16 protein-coding genes are annotated in these 16,852 nt (G+C 27.5%); 14 read left to right on the top strand and 2 right to left on the bottom strand.

The annotated features are described in order from the left end of the window. Nucleotides 1-136: 136 nt before the first annotated feature. The 3 genes from JW646_RS00765 to JW646_RS00755 are packed head-to-tail and all read left to right on the top strand — an operon-like array spanning nucleotide 137 to nucleotide 2,012. Nucleotides 137-511: a GntR family transcriptional regulator gene (locus JW646_RS00765; protein WP_074917541.1), complete on the top strand. Its 375-nt coding sequence runs from the start codon at nucleotides 137-139 to the stop codon at nucleotides 509-511. 2 nt (nucleotides 512-513) lie between these two features. Further along, the gene (locus JW646_RS00760; RefSeq protein ID WP_228416227.1) at nucleotides 514-1,371 is read left to right on the top strand and encodes an ABC transporter ATP-binding protein; all 858 of its coding nucleotides are present in this window, start codon (nucleotides 514-516) and stop codon (nucleotides 1,369-1,371) included. Beyond that, a complete protein-coding gene (locus tag JW646_RS00755; RefSeq protein WP_074917535.1) occupies nucleotides 1,371-2,012 on the top strand; it encodes an ABC-2 transporter permease in 642 nt (213 codons plus the stop codon). Before JW646_RS00760 ends, JW646_RS00755 begins: the two co-directional genes overlap by 1 nt. A 52-nt stretch (nucleotides 2,013-2,064) precedes the next feature. Here the strand turns inward: JW646_RS00755 and JW646_RS00750 are convergent, their stop codons facing one another. Together JW646_RS00750 and JW646_RS00745 are read right to left on the bottom strand one after the other, a co-directional pair. Continuing rightward, nucleotides 2,065-3,408 carry an APC family permease gene (locus tag JW646_RS00750; RefSeq protein WP_228416226.1) on the bottom strand — a complete coding sequence of 448 codons (1,344 nt, stop codon included), beginning with the start codon at nucleotides 3,406-3,408 and terminating at the stop codon, nucleotides 2,065-2,067. 227 nt (nucleotides 3,409-3,635) lie between these two features. After that, nucleotides 3,636-4,997 carry an APC family permease gene (locus tag JW646_RS00745; protein WP_228416225.1) on the bottom strand — a complete coding sequence of 454 codons (1,362 nt, stop codon included), beginning with the start codon at nucleotides 4,995-4,997 and terminating at the stop codon, nucleotides 3,636-3,638. Nucleotides 4,998-5,359: 362 nt separating this feature from the next. On the opposite strand from JW646_RS00745, the gene alr reads away from it, so the two are divergent. From alr to JW646_RS00690, 11 genes are all read left to right on the top strand, one after another. Next, nucleotides 5,360-6,511 carry an alanine racemase gene (alr, locus tag JW646_RS00740; protein ID WP_228416224.1) on the top strand — a complete coding sequence of 384 codons (1,152 nt, stop codon included), beginning with the start codon at nucleotides 5,360-5,362 and terminating at the stop codon, nucleotides 6,509-6,511. Nucleotides 6,512-6,606: 95 nt separating this feature from the next. Then, nucleotides 6,607-7,407, top strand: coding sequence for an ATP-dependent sacrificial sulfur transferase LarE (gene larE / locus JW646_RS00735; protein WP_228416223.1), 801 nt, complete (start codon nucleotides 6,607-6,609; stop codon nucleotides 7,405-7,407). A gap of 15 nt (nucleotides 7,408-7,422) precedes the next feature. Beyond that, nucleotides 7,423-8,574 carry a THUMP domain-containing class I SAM-dependent RNA methyltransferase gene (locus JW646_RS00730; protein WP_074917523.1) on the top strand — a complete coding sequence of 384 codons (1,152 nt, stop codon included), beginning with the start codon at nucleotides 7,423-7,425 and terminating at the stop codon, nucleotides 8,572-8,574. A 72-nt stretch (nucleotides 8,575-8,646) separates the two neighbouring features. Then, nucleotides 8,647-9,399: a hypothetical protein gene (locus JW646_RS00725; protein ID WP_228416222.1), complete on the top strand. Its 753-nt coding sequence runs from the start codon at nucleotides 8,647-8,649 to the stop codon at nucleotides 9,397-9,399. A gap of 208 nt (nucleotides 9,400-9,607) precedes the next feature. Further along, nucleotides 9,608-10,261 carry an HD domain-containing protein gene (locus tag JW646_RS00720; RefSeq protein WP_228416221.1) on the top strand — a complete coding sequence of 218 codons (654 nt, stop codon included), beginning with the start codon at nucleotides 9,608-9,610 and terminating at the stop codon, nucleotides 10,259-10,261. A 10-nt stretch (nucleotides 10,262-10,271) separates the two neighbouring features. Continuing rightward, a complete protein-coding gene (locus tag JW646_RS00715) occupies nucleotides 10,272-11,624 on the top strand; it encodes a hypothetical protein (protein WP_148557617.1) in 1,353 nt (450 codons plus the stop codon). A gap of 31 nt (nucleotides 11,625-11,655) precedes the next feature. Then, nucleotides 11,656-12,354: a cell wall metabolism DNA-binding response regulator WalR gene (gene walR / locus JW646_RS00710; RefSeq protein WP_074917516.1), complete on the top strand. Its 699-nt coding sequence runs from the start codon at nucleotides 11,656-11,658 to the stop codon at nucleotides 12,352-12,354. A 3-nt stretch (nucleotides 12,355-12,357) separates the two neighbouring features. Beyond that, nucleotides 12,358-13,788: an ATP-binding protein gene (locus JW646_RS00705; RefSeq protein WP_083399310.1), complete on the top strand. Its 1,431-nt coding sequence runs from the start codon at nucleotides 12,358-12,360 to the stop codon at nucleotides 13,786-13,788. Nucleotides 13,789-13,931: 143 nt separating this feature from the next. Beyond that, the gene (locus JW646_RS00700) at nucleotides 13,932-14,789 is read left to right on the top strand and encodes a hypothetical protein (RefSeq protein ID WP_228416220.1); all 858 of its coding nucleotides are present in this window, start codon (nucleotides 13,932-13,934) and stop codon (nucleotides 14,787-14,789) included. 14 nt (nucleotides 14,790-14,803) lie between these two features. Next, nucleotides 14,804-16,021 carry a glycosyltransferase family 4 protein gene (locus JW646_RS00695; protein WP_228416219.1) on the top strand — a complete coding sequence of 406 codons (1,218 nt, stop codon included), beginning with the start codon at nucleotides 14,804-14,806 and terminating at the stop codon, nucleotides 16,019-16,021. Nucleotides 16,022-16,186: 165 nt separating this feature from the next. Continuing rightward, complete coding sequence (locus JW646_RS00690; RefSeq protein ID WP_228416218.1) at nucleotides 16,187-16,609, top strand: cytidine deaminase; 423 nt, start codon at nucleotides 16,187-16,189, stop codon at nucleotides 16,607-16,609. Nucleotides 16,610-16,852 lie beyond the last annotated feature (243 nt).

The following is a 16,852-nucleotide window of genomic DNA, read 5'->3' as shown; positions in this document are numbered from 1 at the left end:
ATTAATTTCAAAGGAGATTTTTTAGTTGACAAGGAGTAACAAAACAGTTATCATATGTATATAATATATATATACAGTTATAAACGCACATGAACACTTATATACACATCGTATGTATGAAAGGAGGTAATAACAGTTGAATATAATTATAAGTAACTCTTCAGCAGTGCCACTTTATGAACAAATTCAAAACCAAATTAAGTCGCAGATTTTAAGTGGCGATTTATGTAGTGAGGAATTACTACCATCTATAAGATCTTTGGCTAAAGAATTAAAAGTAAGTATAATTACTACAAAAAGAGCTTATGAAGAATTAGAAAAGGAAGGATACATACAAACTGTTGCAGGTAAAGGGAGTTATGTATGTAGTCAAAGTACAGAAAGATTAAAAGAAGCCGCAATATTTGAGATGGAAAGTAAGTTAGAAGAAATAATTCTAGGTGCTAAAAAGATGGGAATAAAAGTAGAAGATTTTATGGAAATTATAAAAAGTATTTATGAGGAGGTTTAAAAATGAATGCAATTGAAATTAATAATTTAAGAAAAGATTTTAATAATTTTTCTTTGAGAATAGAAGATTTAAAAATACCAAAAGGTTTTGTTACAGGGTTTATCGGGCCAAATGGATCTGGCAAAACAACTACAATTAAACTAATACTTAGTATGTTGAAAAAAGACAGTGGAAGTGTTAAATTGTTCAATCAAGAATATGAAGGTGATGATTTATCTCTAAAAGAGCATATAGGATATGTGGGAGAATTTAATGGATATTTACAAGAATCAAAATTAAGTAGGATAAAAAAATCTCTTTGCTTGTTTTATAAAAACTGGGATGAAAAACTTTATAATAGATATATGAAAGAATTTGAATTAGATGAAAACAAAATTTATAAAGAGTTATCTAAAGGTCAACAAAAAAAATTTGAAATAGTAATGACTTTATCTCATCGTCCAAAAATAATTATAATGGATGAGCCTACAGCTAATCTGGATCCTTTAGTTAGAAATGAAGTACTAGAAATGTTGCAAGAAAGAATTGAAGAAGATAATGCTACAGTATTTTTCTCAACTCACATAACTAGCGACTTGGATAAAATAGGAGATTATTTAGTATTCATTTATAAGGGGAAAATTTTCTTAGCAGATGATAAAGACAGCATTTTACAAAATCATGTTATAGTAAAAGGAAATAATGAATTGTTACAAAAAGAAACAAAAGATATATTTATATCAGTTAATAAAAATAGCTTTGGATTTGAAGGATTAGTAAAAAATAAAGAAAAAGCCTATGAGTTATTTGGTGAAGAGGCAGTTTATGACAAGCCTAACTTGGAAGATATATTAACTTATTATACAAGGGGGAATAAGTAATGAGAAATATAATGAATTTAGTGAATTTAAGCTTTAATAATTTTCTTTCAGTTAAGAAAATGGCTTTATTTATACTGGTTGCATTTGGCGGGGCATCTTTAATCAATCCTAGCTTTTCAACTATGCTAATGGGGATGATTACTTATGTTATAGCATATCAAACTATGGCATATGAGGATTCCTATGGAATAGATTATATGATTTCTCACTTACCTGTTACAAAGAATGAATATGTTATTTCTAGATATATTTTCTGTATATTTACCATTGTTGGAGCTAGCATACTATGTTCTTTAATATTTTTTATATCAAATCAAGTAAATTTAGTTGATTTAAGTGGAATTGATTATAAAATGGTTTTATATATTGGCATAATAAGTGCCGTTATCTTAGTTTCAGTGTCAACGCCAGTTTTATTATATTTTGGAATGAAAAAGGGTAGAATGGCAATGATATTTATCTTTATGATTATTGTTATGATACCGTCTTTGATTGTTAATGATATGCAATCAGTCATAAAAATACTTAACAAATTTAGTGAAGTAAATATTAATCTTTTTAGTGGAATATTAACAATTTTAATACTATTTATTTCATATTTTATTACAAAATTTTTATATGAGAAAAAAGAAGTAATCTAATTTAAAATAGCATGATAAATAAATTTTTATCATGCTATTTTATGTTTTTTATTTAAGTGTTTTTATCATTATCATTATTTACTTGTTTTTGGGCCAAAGAATAAAGAGGAAGACCGATTAAAGTAATAACTACTCCTCCTAAAGATATTAAGGTATTTTCCATGCCGGCAAATAGTAGTTGATTTACGACGACGAATAAACCTCCAGCAATAGCTATTATTGGTATTACTGGGTATAAAGGAACTTTGTATGGCCTATTTAATTCAGGTTGTCTTTGTCTTAGCAAAATTACACCTATAAATGTTAATACGTAAAAAGACCAAATTGCAAATATAGATAAGTCAGTTAATAAGTTAAATTGACCAGATAAAGCATAAAGAGCTGATAAAATACCCATCGCTATAGTTGAATTTCCAGGTACTCCGCTTTTATTTAATGAACTGTAATATTTGTAACCTGGTATTGATTTTTGTTGACCTAAAGTATAAAGAACTCTAGTAGCAGTTAATAAATAACCATTAATACAACCAAACAAAGAAATTAAAATACCTGCAGTTATAAGCTTTCCACCAACAGGTCCGAATATTACTTCTGCTACTGCAGAAGCAGGGGAATCAAAATTTGCTAACTTACTAGCTGGTAAAACCCATAAATAAGCAACATTTATTATGATATATACAACCATAACAAAAGCTAAACCACCAACAATAGCTTTTGGTAGGTCTCTACCAGGATTTTTCATTTCTCCAGCCATAGCACCAACATTAATCCATCCATCGTAAGCAAATAATATGGCAATTAATAATTGACCTATAATAGAACCAGTAGATATACCAGGACTTACTAAAGGAGAAATTATAGGGTTATTTCCATTACCATTTATAAAACCAAAGACAATTATTAATATAAGGGGAATTAATTTACAAACTGTAGAAATTGTTTGGATAAGTCCCGTTGTCTTGGAGCTTAGAGTATTTAAAATACTTATAAGTAAAATAACACCTAAAGTTATAGGGACTATTAAATTTTTGTTTCCTATTAGTGTTGCACTTTGGTTGCCGAACATAACTGCCAGTGCAGCTACTGTAGCAGGAAAAAACAAGGCACATTGCATCCATCCTGTTAAAACACCGAGTTTTTTACCATAAATTTCTTCAATATAGACCATCATTCCACCTGTTTTTGGAATAGCAGCAGAAACTTCTGCAGCAGTAAGGCCTGCAGTTATTGTTATAACTCCAGCTACTAACCAGGCTATTATACCAAGGCCGGGTTCTCCGCCAGTTAAAGTGTAAACAGCTTGGGGTTTAAAAAATACTCCACCACCAATAACCATACCAATAACTGTAGATAAAGCAGCAGTAAGACCTAAATTTTTTTGTAATTTCTGACTCATAATCTAAATTTCCTTTCAAACATATTTTATAAATGAAAATTATAAATTAAACAAAAATGCTAATGTGTAAAATTATTCAGATTTAATTGTGGGTAATTTAATTCTTCAAATTATATATTAATATTTGTAAAAGGATATTTTTTATGTATTTATGAAAAATTAAAATTTATTTCTTGTATTAAAAAAGAGCTTCTTCAATAAGTATGAAGAAAGCTCGTTTATTTTTATTATGCAACTTTATTTAAGTCATTATTATTATTTTCTCTATCAACTTGCTTTTGAGCTATGCTATAAAGAGGTAAACCAACTAAAGTAACTAAAACTCCCCCTAGTGAAATTATAGTATTTGTCATCCCAGCGAATAATAATTGATTTAATACAACAAATAATCCACCAGCTATAGCTACCATTGGTATAAATGGATACATAGGAACTTTATATGGTCTGTGTAAATCTGGTTGTTTTTTTCTTAGAATTATAACACCTATGAAAGTTAATACATAAAATGACCATACAGCGAACATAGATAAGTCACTTAACAAGTTAAATTGTCCAGATAATGCATATAATGAAGATAAAATACCCATTATTAATGTTGCTTTAGCAGGAACATTGTTTTTATTTAAAGCACCAACAACTTTATATCCTGGTAATGATTTTTGTGATCCTAAAGTATAAAGAACTCTTGGGCCAGTTAATAAATATCCGTTCATACATCCAAATACTGAAATTAATATACCAGCAGTAACAACTTTACCACCAACTTTTCCAAATAACACTTGGGCTACAGCAGAAGCTGGGTTAGCAAATTGAGCTATTTGATCAGCTGGTAATACCCATAAATATGCTATGTTTATTACTATATAAACAGCCATAGTTACTGATAAACCACCAACGATAGCTTTTGGTAAATCTTTACCTGGTTTTTTCATTTCGCCAGCTATAGCACCAACATTAATCCATCCATCATAAGCAAATAATATAGCTATTAATACTTGTCCGATTACTGATGCAGGAGATACACTTTCAGCAACTAGAGGAGTCGTTATAGGATTAGCTCCACTACCTTTTATGAAACCAAATACTATTATTATAGCAAGTGGAATTAATTTAGCTATAGTTGCAACCGTTTGTATAGTACCAGAAGTTTTACTTCCAAATGTGTTTAATATACTTATTAATAATACCGTAGCAATTGATATTGGTATAGCAATGCTTTCATTTAATCCAAGTAATATACAAGTTTGGTTACCAAACATAACCGCTAACGCAGCAATTGTAGCAGGAAAGAATAATGCTGATTGCATCCAACCTGTTAACATTCCTAATTTTTTACCGTAAATTTCTTCAATGTAAACCATCATACCACCAGTTCTAGGAATAGCAGCAGAAACCTCAGCAGCAGTTAAACCAGCAGTAATTGTAAGTATACCAGCTAAAAACCAAGCTAATATTCCAAGACCTGGCGCTCCTCCTGTCAAAGTGTAAACCGCTTGCGGTTTAAAGAATACTCCACCACCAATTACCATACCTACAACTGTAGATAATGCAGCAGCAAGCCCTAAGTTTTTTTGTAATTTTTGACTCATTATTACATTTTCCTTTCAATATTCATTTTTTAAGTAAGTTTATTATTTTGCTTTTACTTGAAAAGCATTTCTTCAAATAATCCTGTATCATTATATAATTTTCTTTTGAATATAACAATAGTTTTTTATACAAAATTCGATAAAATTTTTAAAAGTATAATTATTGTATTTTAAAGCATTAAATGTTACATAAATATAAGAAAATTTCAAAAAATCAAAAAAAATTCACCTTGAAAATAAACAGAATAATCAATTTTTAAATAATATATAATACGGTGGAATTTAAATAGCATTATATTTATTGTAAAAAAAAATATGAAATTATATAATAAAATCATATCAAAAGATTTGAGGAGGTAAAGATGATAATCAAATCAGGATCTTGGGCTGAGGTTAATTTAAATAACATAGGCTATAATTTAAAAGAAATAAAGAAAAATTTGAAAGATAAAATGAAAATATGTTGTGTGGTAAAAGCAAATGCATATGGGTGTGGCTCAGTGAAGGTTTCTAAATACTTAGAAGATAAGAATATAGATTTTTTTGCAGTAGCTAGAATAGAAGAGGGATTAGAACTTAGAAATAATGATATCAAATTACCTATTTTATGCTTAGGGTATATAGATATAAATATGATAGAAGAAGCAATAGAAAAAGATATTTCTATTACAGTATATAACTTGGAATATGTAAAAAAAATAGATGAAATAGGAAAAAAGTTAAATAAAAAAGCTAAGGTACATATAAAGATTGATACAGGAATGAGCAGATTAGGATTTTTGGCAAAGGAAGCTACAAAATATGTTAAAGAGATAAATAATTTAAAAAACATATATATTGAAGGTATTTTTACTCATTTCGCAAAAGCAGACGAGAAAGATAAAACAACTACATTAATTCAATTAAACAGATATAAAAAAGTAATTGAAGAATTAACTAATTTAAATATCAATATACCAATTAAGCATGTTGCAAATAGTGCCGCAATAATTGATTTAAATGAAGATTTATTTAATATGGTAAGAATAGGTATTATATTATATGGATATTATCCATCAGACGAAGTAAATAAGGATGTAGAATTAAAACCATGCCTGAAATTAAAATCAGCTGTAACTAATGTCAAAGTACTAGATGAAAATGTGGGTATTAGTTATGGTCATATTTATAAAACAAGTGAAAAAAGTAAGATAGTTACAATTTCAATAGGCTATGCAGACGGATTTAATAGAATTCAACGTAATCCGAAGGTTTCTATAAAAGGAGAAATATTAGAGGTAGTGGGTAGAGTTTGTATGGATCAATGTATGGTTAAAGTTCCCTTAGATTTGGATATAAAAATAGGTGATGAAGTTACAATTATAGATAATGATATAAGAGAGCTTAGTTTAGAAGAAAATGCAAAAAGAAACGATACTATTAATTATGAAATTTTATGCATGATTAATAGAAGAGTTACTAGAGTATATAAAGAAAATGAAAAAATTTATAGTGTAAATTATTTATTGAAGTAAAAGACTAATCAAAGTAAAATTTAAAATTTGATTTATTAAAAATCTTTATATATACTAGAGAAGATAAATTATTTTAAGTGGGTGGGGTAAAACATATGGATAAAATACTAAATGATAAATTAAATGTATTAACTAATAATTTAAAAAAAATGGAAAAAGTAGCAATAGCATATTCAGGAGGCGTAGATAGTAATTTTTTATTAAAAGTTGCAAAGGATGTACTAGGAGAAAATGTTATGGCTATTACTATTAGTGCTATGATGCATTCAAGTAGGGAAATTGAAGAATCTGTAAATTATGCAATAGAATATGGGGTTAACCATGTTCTTTGTAATATTGACAATCTAGATTTACAAGAATTTATAGAAAATGGACCTTTAAGATGTTATCATTGTAAGAAATTTGTATTTAGTAAAATAAAAGAAATAGCAAGTGAACATAATATTAAATATATACTTGATGGAACCAATTTAAGTGACTTAGATGACTATAGACCAGGATTAAAGGCCTTAGAGGAGTTAAACATAATAAGTCCTTTAAAAAATGCTAAATTAAGCAAAGAAGAAATTAGAATTTTATCAAAAGAATTAAATGTGGCCACATATAAAAAACCTTCTTTTTCTTGCTTAGCTACTAGAATACCAGTAGGGGATAAAATAACTAAAGAAAAGCTTAGAATGATAGAAGAAGGAGAAAATTTTTTACAAGATAATAATTTTAGTCAGTACAGAGTAAGAGTTCATGATAATATTGCAAGAATAGAAGTTGATAAAAATGAAATTTGCAAATTTTACGATGATGATATGATAAATAAAGTAAATCTAAAATTTAAAGAAATAGGTTTTAAATATGTTACCTTAGATTTAAATGGTTACAAAATGGGAAGCATGAATTAAGAACAGGAGGAACAAATGAAAAAAGAATATACTTTAGTAGCACCATGTTTTTTTGGTGTGGAAAAAATGTTAAACAGAGAAATACAAAATTTAGGTTATGAAATAATTAAAACAGAAGATGGAAGGGTTACATATAAAACTGATGAAGCAGGTATTGCTAAATCAAATATTTATTTAAGATGTGCAGAAAGAGTCCATCTTAAAGTGGCGGAATTCGAAGCTAAAAGTTTTGATGAATTATTTGAAGGAACAAAGAGAATAAACTGGGCCAAATACATACCTTTTGGTGCACAATTTCCTATTTCAAAGGCGTCTTCAATAAAATCAAAGCTATATTCAACTCCAGATATACAATCTATAGTAAAAAAAGCTATAGTTGAAAGTTTAAAGAAAAGTTATTTAGAAACAGGGTTATTAAAAGAAGATAAAGAAAAATATCCTATATTTGTGTTTATACATAAGGATAAAGTAACACTAACAATAGATACATCAGGAACTGCTCTTCATAAAAGAGGGTATAGAGAAAGAGCTAACAAGGCACCAATTAGAGAAACTTTAGCTGCCGCCATAATGGAACTTGTTCCATGGAAGCCAGGAAGAACTTTAGTTGATCCAATGTGCGGTTCAGGAACTCTTTTAATAGAAGCTGCTATGAAGGGAATCAATATGGCACCAGGTATGAATAGAGAGTTTATTTCTGAGTCATGGAGAATTATGGACAAAAAAATATGGTGGGATGTAAGAAGAGAAGCCTATGCAAAGGTAGATGAAGATATAGAGTTTAAAATATATGGTTATGATATCGACGAAGAAGCTTTAGAAATAGCGAGAGAAAATGCAGAAATAGCTGGTGTTGCAGATTATATAGAGTTTAATTATGGTGATGCTACGGAGTTTACTAGTAATGAAGAATACGGATTTATAGTAACAAATCCTCCTTATGGAGAAAGATTAGAAGATGCAGATACAGTTAAAATGCTTTATAAGCAACTGGGATATACATTTAGAAAGCTTAAAAATTGGTCATATTACTTAATTACTTCTTACGAAGACTTTGAAAATGAATTTGGAGAAGAGGCAAGTAGAAGAAGAAAGTTATATAATGGTATGTTAAAAAGTAATTTATACCAGTATATAGGACCAAGACCACCTAAAAATAATAAATAATTCTTAAAAAGTTAAATATATTCCCTTAAACTGAATATATATTATAATAAGTAAGTTTAAGGGGGTGTAAATTTGTTTAATACAAAAAAGAACCTGAGAAGAAATGCAAAACATAAAGAACCAAGAAATAATAAGAAAAATTCTTCATATGTGGAAGATTATAATGAAGTAATATTAAATGATTTAGTAGATGAAAATAAGTCAAATAATGAAGATATTGTACAAGAAGAACCAACAAGAAAGAAAAAGAAAGCAATTAAATTCAATTTAGGGGCTAAGAAAAAATCTACTTCTAATGAAGATAAAAATAAAAAAGGAAAAACTTTAAATAAAAAACATAAAAGTAGTAATGATGAGCCAAAAGAAATTATAGATGTGGAAAGTAAAAAAGATAAAGCACAAGCTGAAACTAAACCTAAAGATAGCAAATCAACAAAATCTAAAAAAACTAAAAAAGAATCAAATAAATCATCCAAAAAGACATCAAAAAAACAACCAAGTGAAGATAGCACAAGTAAATCAAGCAAAACAAACAAAAAGACATCAAAAAAAGATAGTAAGCCTACTAAAGAAGACAAAAGTAAAAAATCATCTAAAAAATCAAGAAAAGAAGATGATATAAAGACTAAATCAGTAGAAACTATTGAAGTAGAAGAAATTAAAAATGAGGAAGATGAAATTGTAGAGGGTAACATTTTTAGAAATATGGAAGAAGATGAAAACTCTATTGATGAAAGTACTCATATGGAAGTTGAGGAAGATGAATTAAGTGAACATAAATTTGAAGATATAATTTGGTCAGATGATAAATTTCCTAAAAACTAAATAAAATACTATAAAAGCTGAATCTTAAAGGTATATTATATTTTATTATATATCTTTAGATTTAGCTTTATATTTTTTTTGTATAAATACATAATAAGTAATAATAAGAAATCTTAAGAAAAAAATAAAATATAAATAAAAGAACAATCTTATGTTAGAATATAATAAGATTTACTTAAGGAAGTAATCTTTTATTTTGAAAAATTTCATGTATAATAAAATAGAAAGAGTGATTATTATGACTTGTAAAGAACTATTTTTAAAAGTGGATGATATATTGCAAAGTAGTGATAAACCATCAGCTGAAATTAGGAAGTTAATTGATGAAGGTGAGTTTGATGAAAAACCATTTATTAAAATTAAAAATTTGGAAGATATAGATCAAGACTTAATTCATCATCCTGAAGGAAATGTGTTAAATCATACTTTATTAGTAATTGATAAAGCTAGTGACTTAAAAGAAAAATCTAAAAATAAAAGAGTATTTATGTGGGCTGCATTATTACATGATTTAGGTAAATTAACAACTACAAAAAAAATGAAAAATAAAATAACTGCTTATGGACATGATTTACAAGGAGAAATACTATCTAGACAATTTTTGCATCAAGTAACAGAAGATGAAGAATTTATTAATGAAGTATGTATTTTAGTAAAACACCATATGCAACCACTATTCTATGATAAAAAACTACCATATTTTAAAGAAAAAGAAATAATTAATGATTCTAATTATGAAGAAGTAAGCTTACTTTCACTGGCTGACAGATTAGGAAGATCAGCTTTAGGTGAGGAGAGAATAAAACAAGAAGAAAAAAGGATAAATAATTTTAAGAACTTCTTTGCTGACAAATATAAATAGGAGGGAATATATGAAGTTACTAAAAGTAGCAGCCTTAGTATTTGTTATGTGTATAATGACAACGGGCTGTGATACAAGTAGTGATTTACCCGAAAATCTACTTGATGATAATATTATTTACGATAAGGGAAATAATGAATTGTACACATTTATAAACAAATCCTTAGATGGAACCACACTAGTTTTGCCAGACAACTCCAGCGAGGTTGGGCAAATAAATAAAGTAGACTCAAATATAATTGCATTTCAAAAAAGACAAGATGTAAATTTGAAGATAAATAAGGTTGGCTTTGTACTTATTTCTAAAAATGATGATGGATATACTCTAGAAGATAGTTATCTTGAAGAAGGTGAAGAAATAGAGTATGCCAGCTTCTATGACCTAAACAATGATGGAAGTGATGAGGTTATATTACTTATAAATAATAAGTCAGTAACCACTATGAATGTATATAGTATAAAAAATAATAAAGTCACGAGGATTTCTAAAATAAAACCTACTTGGCTAGACGATTATAAAAAATATACTCAGATGAAAATAAAAATAGGATTTATAGATAATGACTTAAAATTAGATATTTTAATGATGAACTATGATAATAGTAGTGGCGAAATGTACGCAACCATGTTGAATTATTCAAATAATAACGAGTTATCTACAACTGATGCCATTAAAATACCTAATGTAAAAAACTTAAATGATTTGTACTTAGTAATAGGAAAAGTCTACAATAATAAAAAAGGTGTAATTCTAAGTATGCCTACATTAAAAGAAAATGGTTATGCAACTCAAATACTATTTATGAAAGATAACAAACTTAAAAAAGTATTTAATGATGACGATCTTATATTCAATTCTTACTATGTGCCTGTAAGAGATGAAAATAAAGATGGAATTTTAGACATACCGGTACTAAATAATAATATGATTGAAAATTTTGCATCAAACAGTAAACCGTCGGCTCTTGTGAGTTGGAGAAAGTGGAATAATAAAACTGGCAAAGATGCAGACACAATATTTATAAGCCAAGTTTATTATAACTATAAAAATAATTTTAAATTTTTAGTACCTGATACTCTTGCAAATAAACTATATATTCAAAAGAGTATAGAAGGTGATACACCATATTATATTTTCTATTATTATGATAAGAGTAGTAAAGAGCCTTTAGAATTGTTCCAAATAGGTATATCTGCTAAAAACTTAGTTGAGGACGCTAAAGCAAGTCCTAAGATGGATAGTATCTTGGCTGAAACAGATAATAACTATTATCAATTAGTAGTTAGAAATAAAGATACCTTTAAAAAATATGACTTAACATTAGAAAATATGAAGGAATATTTTTCTATAATTTATGAATAGAAATAGAAATTTTGGGAGGAATTATTAAAAAATGAAGGAAAAAATATTAGTCTTAGAAGATGAAATAGGTATAAGAAGTTTTGTAAGTATAAATTTGAAAAGAGAAGGATATGAAATAATTGAAGCTGGAAGTGGGTCAGAAGCTATTGAGCAACTTTCAAATCATCCGGATATATCAATAGCCCTACTGGATGTAATGTTACCAGATATGAGTGGAATAGATGTATGTAAATTTATAAGACAACAGTTTGATCAAATTGGAGTTATTATGTTAACTGCAAAAGGTCAAGAAGAAGATAAATTAGAAGGATTTATATCTGGGGCTGACGATTATATTGTAAAACCATTTAGTATAAAAGAATTGCTGGTTAGAGTTTCAGCTCTTATAAGAAGAGTTAAAAAAGATGACAATAAAATTAAGAGTAATGAGATAATATCAGATCCTTTTGTATTAAACATAGATAAAAGAAAATTATATAAAAATGGATTAGAAATTGAATTAACACCTACAGAATTTTCTATAGTGAAGTACTTAATGGTAAATGCTAAAAAATCATTAAGTAGAGATCAAATATTAAATGAGGTATGGGGAAGTAATTACTTATACGATTTTAAGATAGTAGATGTTAACATAAGAAGAATTAGAAATAAAATAGAAGATGATCCATCAAAACCTAAGTATATCCAAACAGTTTGGGGTTATGGATATTGTTTTAGAAAGGATGAATAATAGGTGCTACATTTAGAAGGTCTGAGAAAAAGAGTCATAAAGTATTATTTTATAATGATAATTATAACAGTAGCATTATTTGAGGGGCTGTTTATGTTTTATCTTCAAAACTATTATTATAACTCAGCTAAACAATCTTTGATTTCTCAAGCAAACTATACTACGGATATATACGATGGTGTAGGAATGGAGTCTACAAGTTTTGAAAATAAAGTTTCCAATATTTTTGAAAAAGGGAAAGTAAATAGTAATACAAATTTTTCTATTGAGTTTATAGATAAAAATAAAAATGTAATATTAGATAAATATGGAATAAAAACTAATGAAAAGTATGAATATGAAGATGTAAATAAGGCATTGAAAGGAAGTAGTAATTTAACACCTTATACATACAATATTGTGGGAACAAATGAACATGTTATGAGTATATCTGTACCACTTAAAGTTAATAACCAAATAGAAGGTGTTGTTAGGTATAGCTTATCTTTAAGAAATATTGATAATACCATAATTAAGCTCGTTTTCTTCTTTATTATTGCAGGTGTGATTATTTTACTTATTGCATTTTTGCTTAGTTTAAGATTTGCAGAATCATTAATTAAGCCACTTAAAAACTTAAAACAATTTGCAAATGAATTGGCTCAAGGAAATTACAATATCAAATTGAAAAAAGAGCAATTGCATGATGATGAAATAGCAGATCTTGTTCAAACATTTGAGCATATGGCTGTGGAAATTGATAAGAGTAGAAAACTAAAAGAAGAATTTATATCTTCTGTATCTCATGAGCTTAGAACTCCCTTAACATCCATAAAAGGATGGAGTGAAACGTTAGCTTATGAAGGTATTGGAAAAGAAGAGCTAGATTTGGGTCTTGGAATAATACAAGATGAAACAGAAAGAATGATATCTTTAGTAGAAGATTTACTAGATTTTTCTCGTTTATCTTCAGACAGAATAAGGCTTCAAATTGATATGGTAGATGTGACTAAACTGGCAAAAGGTGTAGTAACTCAGTTGGCAGTTAAGGCAAATGAAAAAAATATTACGCTTCTTACAGAATTTAAAACAGATGAAATTCTTGATATCCAAGGTGATAAAAATAGACTTAGACAAGTTTTAATTAACTTGGTTCAAAATGCTATTAAGTTTACTGCAGAAGGTGGATATGTTGTTGTAGTTGTATCACAAGGAGAAGAATTTACCACATTTACTGTTACTGACAATGGTGTAGGTATTAATAAAGAAAACTTAACTAAAGTCTTAGATAAGTTCTTCCAAGAAGATTTTAATAAATCCGGTAGTGGACTTGGCCTTGCCATAAGTAATGAAATTGTAAAATTACATGGTGGTAAAATGATAATAGATAGTGAAAAAGGTGTTGGTACAAACATAACCTTTACATTAAAAAATAAAATTATTGAATCTATATAATAAAAAGCTGTATTACTGAATAGGTAATACAGCTTTCTTTAAAAGTTATGAATTTTACTTCCTAAGAAATGGTTGTAATAATTTATATTTACTATACAATAATATTTACAGATAAATATTTATATCATAATTTGGAGGAGACTATGGAAATAGATATTAAGGAATTTGAACTACTTTGTGATAAAGGCAGTGGAACTTACAATGAAGATATAGTGGGATTATGCAAAAAAGGTGCATGGGTATTAGATGGAGCTACAGGATTAAATAATAAAAACTTAATATCTAAAGAAAGTGATGCTAAGTGGTACGTATCTTGGTGGAATAAATACTTAAAAGAGAATATAGGTAAAGATAACTCGCTAAAAGAAATAGTATTAGAAGGACTAGAAAAAATTAAAAAAGAGTATTTACTAAAACTAAATGGACTAAAAGTCGAAAATTTGGATCTACCATCAGCTTCTGCAGTAATAATAAAATTTTATGAAGATAAACTAGAGTATCTTCTTCTTGGAGATTGCACTTTATTTTTAAATAAATTGAATGAAAATACAATAATAAAGGATGAGCGTGTTTGCAAATTTGATGAAAAAGTATTTTCAAAGATGGAGAACTTAAATAAAAGAGGCAATTTAACTATATTAGAAAAAAATAGCATCTTACTTCCTCTAATAATAGAAAATAGACTTAAAAAAAATAATGACAAAGGATATTGGATATTAGAATTTAACAAGGAAGCAGTAGAAAAGTCTATACATGGTTATATGGATGTGGATGATGAAGTGAAAATTATGATGAGTAGCGATGGATTTTCTTGTGCCTGGGATAGATATAATATTTTTAAAGACAGTGAAATGATAAAAATAGGACAACATAATGGGATTGAGTATATTAAAAATAAAATTAGAAAATTGGAAAAAGAAGATAATAATGGCATGATATTTCCAAGATTTAAAGAAAGTGATGATTCATCCTGCGTCTACTTACATATTAGAAAAAAATAAAAAGGATGGATGATATGAGAATACTACACATTACAGCTCAAAAGCCAAACAGTACAGGTAGTGGAGTATATATGAATGGAGTAATTGAAGGCTTACATAAATTAGGTCATGAGCAATGTATAATAGCTGGTATAGATGTAAAAGATGAAAAAACTTATTTTAATGATAATATAAAGTTTTACCCAATGATTTACAATACTCCTCAATTACCTTTTCCAGTAGTAGGTATGAGTGACATTATGCCTTATGAAAGTACGAAATACAAAGAGCTTACTGAAGATATGATAATTGAAATTAAAGAAGAATTTTCAAGTATTTTAAACAAGGCATTAAAAGACTTTAAACCAGATATTATTATGTGTAATCACCTATATTTAATAACAAGCTTTGTAAGAGAAAAAGTAAAAGATATTAAGGTAGTTGGAATTTGTCATGGAACATGTCTTAGACAATTGAAAAATATTGGCTTAAAAAAGGACTATATTATTTCAAATATAAATAAACTGGATCATATATTTGCTTTACACAAGGAGCAAAAAGAAGATATAATTAAGACATTTAATTTTGTAGATGATAAAATTACAGTTATCGGTAGTGGTTACGATCATAAGATTTTTTACAACAAAAACTATAAAACAGGTAAAGAAATTAATATAACTTATGCAGGAAAAATTTGTGAAAGCAAGGGTATAAAGTCCTTGATAAGTAGCCTTAATTTTCTAAATTATAATAAAGAGGATATTGTAGTAAATATAGCAGGGAGTGGAAGTGACAAAGAAGAGACTGATAAGATGATAGAACTATCAAATAAATCTATGTATAAAGTTAACTTCAATGGAAGATTAAATCATATAGAATTAGCAGAGTTATTTAACAGAAGTCATATTTTTATTTTGCCTTCATTTTATGAAGGGCTTCCTATTGTTGTACTAGAAGCTTTATCATGTGGGTGTAAAGTAATAGTTAGCAAAATTAATGGATTGGAAGATTTTATTGGTGAAGAAATAAATAATTCTGATAATATATTATATTTACCAATGCCTAGAATGATAAATTGTACTACTCCATTAAAAAATGATTTGCCAAAGTTTGAAAAAAATATTGCTAAAAGTATAGAAAAACTAATAAGTATGATTAGAAAAGAAGAAAAAAGACCTGTGATAAATATGGCAAATAAAACTTGGGACGGTCTTGGAAAAAAAATAGATAAAATTATAAAATTAATCGTATAAAATATTAAAAATATATATATTATAATTAGTAGATAAGAGTTATAAATAAATTTTAGAAAAACATATACTTTTTTATTTGTAGATGTTATAATAATTATCCTTTATATATTTGTATGTGCATACCAAATATATTAAAGTATTAAATGGAAGGGATATTGAAAATTTATGAATAATATACAATTATTAATAAAAAATGCCTTTGAAGCACAAGAAATGAGTTATGCACCATATTCTAATTTTAATGTGGGAGCAGCTTTACTTGGAAAGAATGGAAAAATATATCAAGGTTGTAACATTGAAAATGCATCATATACTCCAACAAACTGTGCAGAAAGAACAGCGTTCTTTAAGGCAGTGTCAGAGGGACAAAAAGAGTTTGAAGCAATTGCCATTGTAGGTGGCAAAGCAGGCGAAGTAGGAGAATTTTGTTCGCCATGTGGAGTGTGCAGACAGGTAATGATGGAATTTTGCAAACCAAAAGAATTTAAAATTTATTTAGGAAAAGATATAAATAATCTTGATGATTATATAGAATATACACTAGAAGAAATATTACCATTAGGATTTGGACCAGCAAATCTAAAATAAATAACTTTATGGATAAGCAAAAGAAAGGGTTTATACCTTTCTTTTTTTATGTTATAATATTGCCCGTATTAAAATATAATATTAATAAATCTAGGAATTTCCTAGGACTTGTTCGAGATCCTCCAAGTATAAAAAACTAGGTTAGCTTATTTAGTGGCAGTATTTAAGTTAATCCTTAGATACGGCTTTTTTTGTGCAAAAAAGCGTATAGGATCTCCTTTAGAAAGATTGGGAGGAGATAAA

Source organism: Terrisporobacter hibernicus, assembly GCF_020809405.1.
Taxonomy (GTDB): Bacteria; Bacillota; Clostridia; order Peptostreptococcales; family Peptostreptococcaceae; genus Terrisporobacter; species Terrisporobacter petrolearius.
The sequence above is the reverse complement of the archived record's forward strand: the minus strand, read 5'-3'. Positions and strand labels throughout refer to the sequence as shown.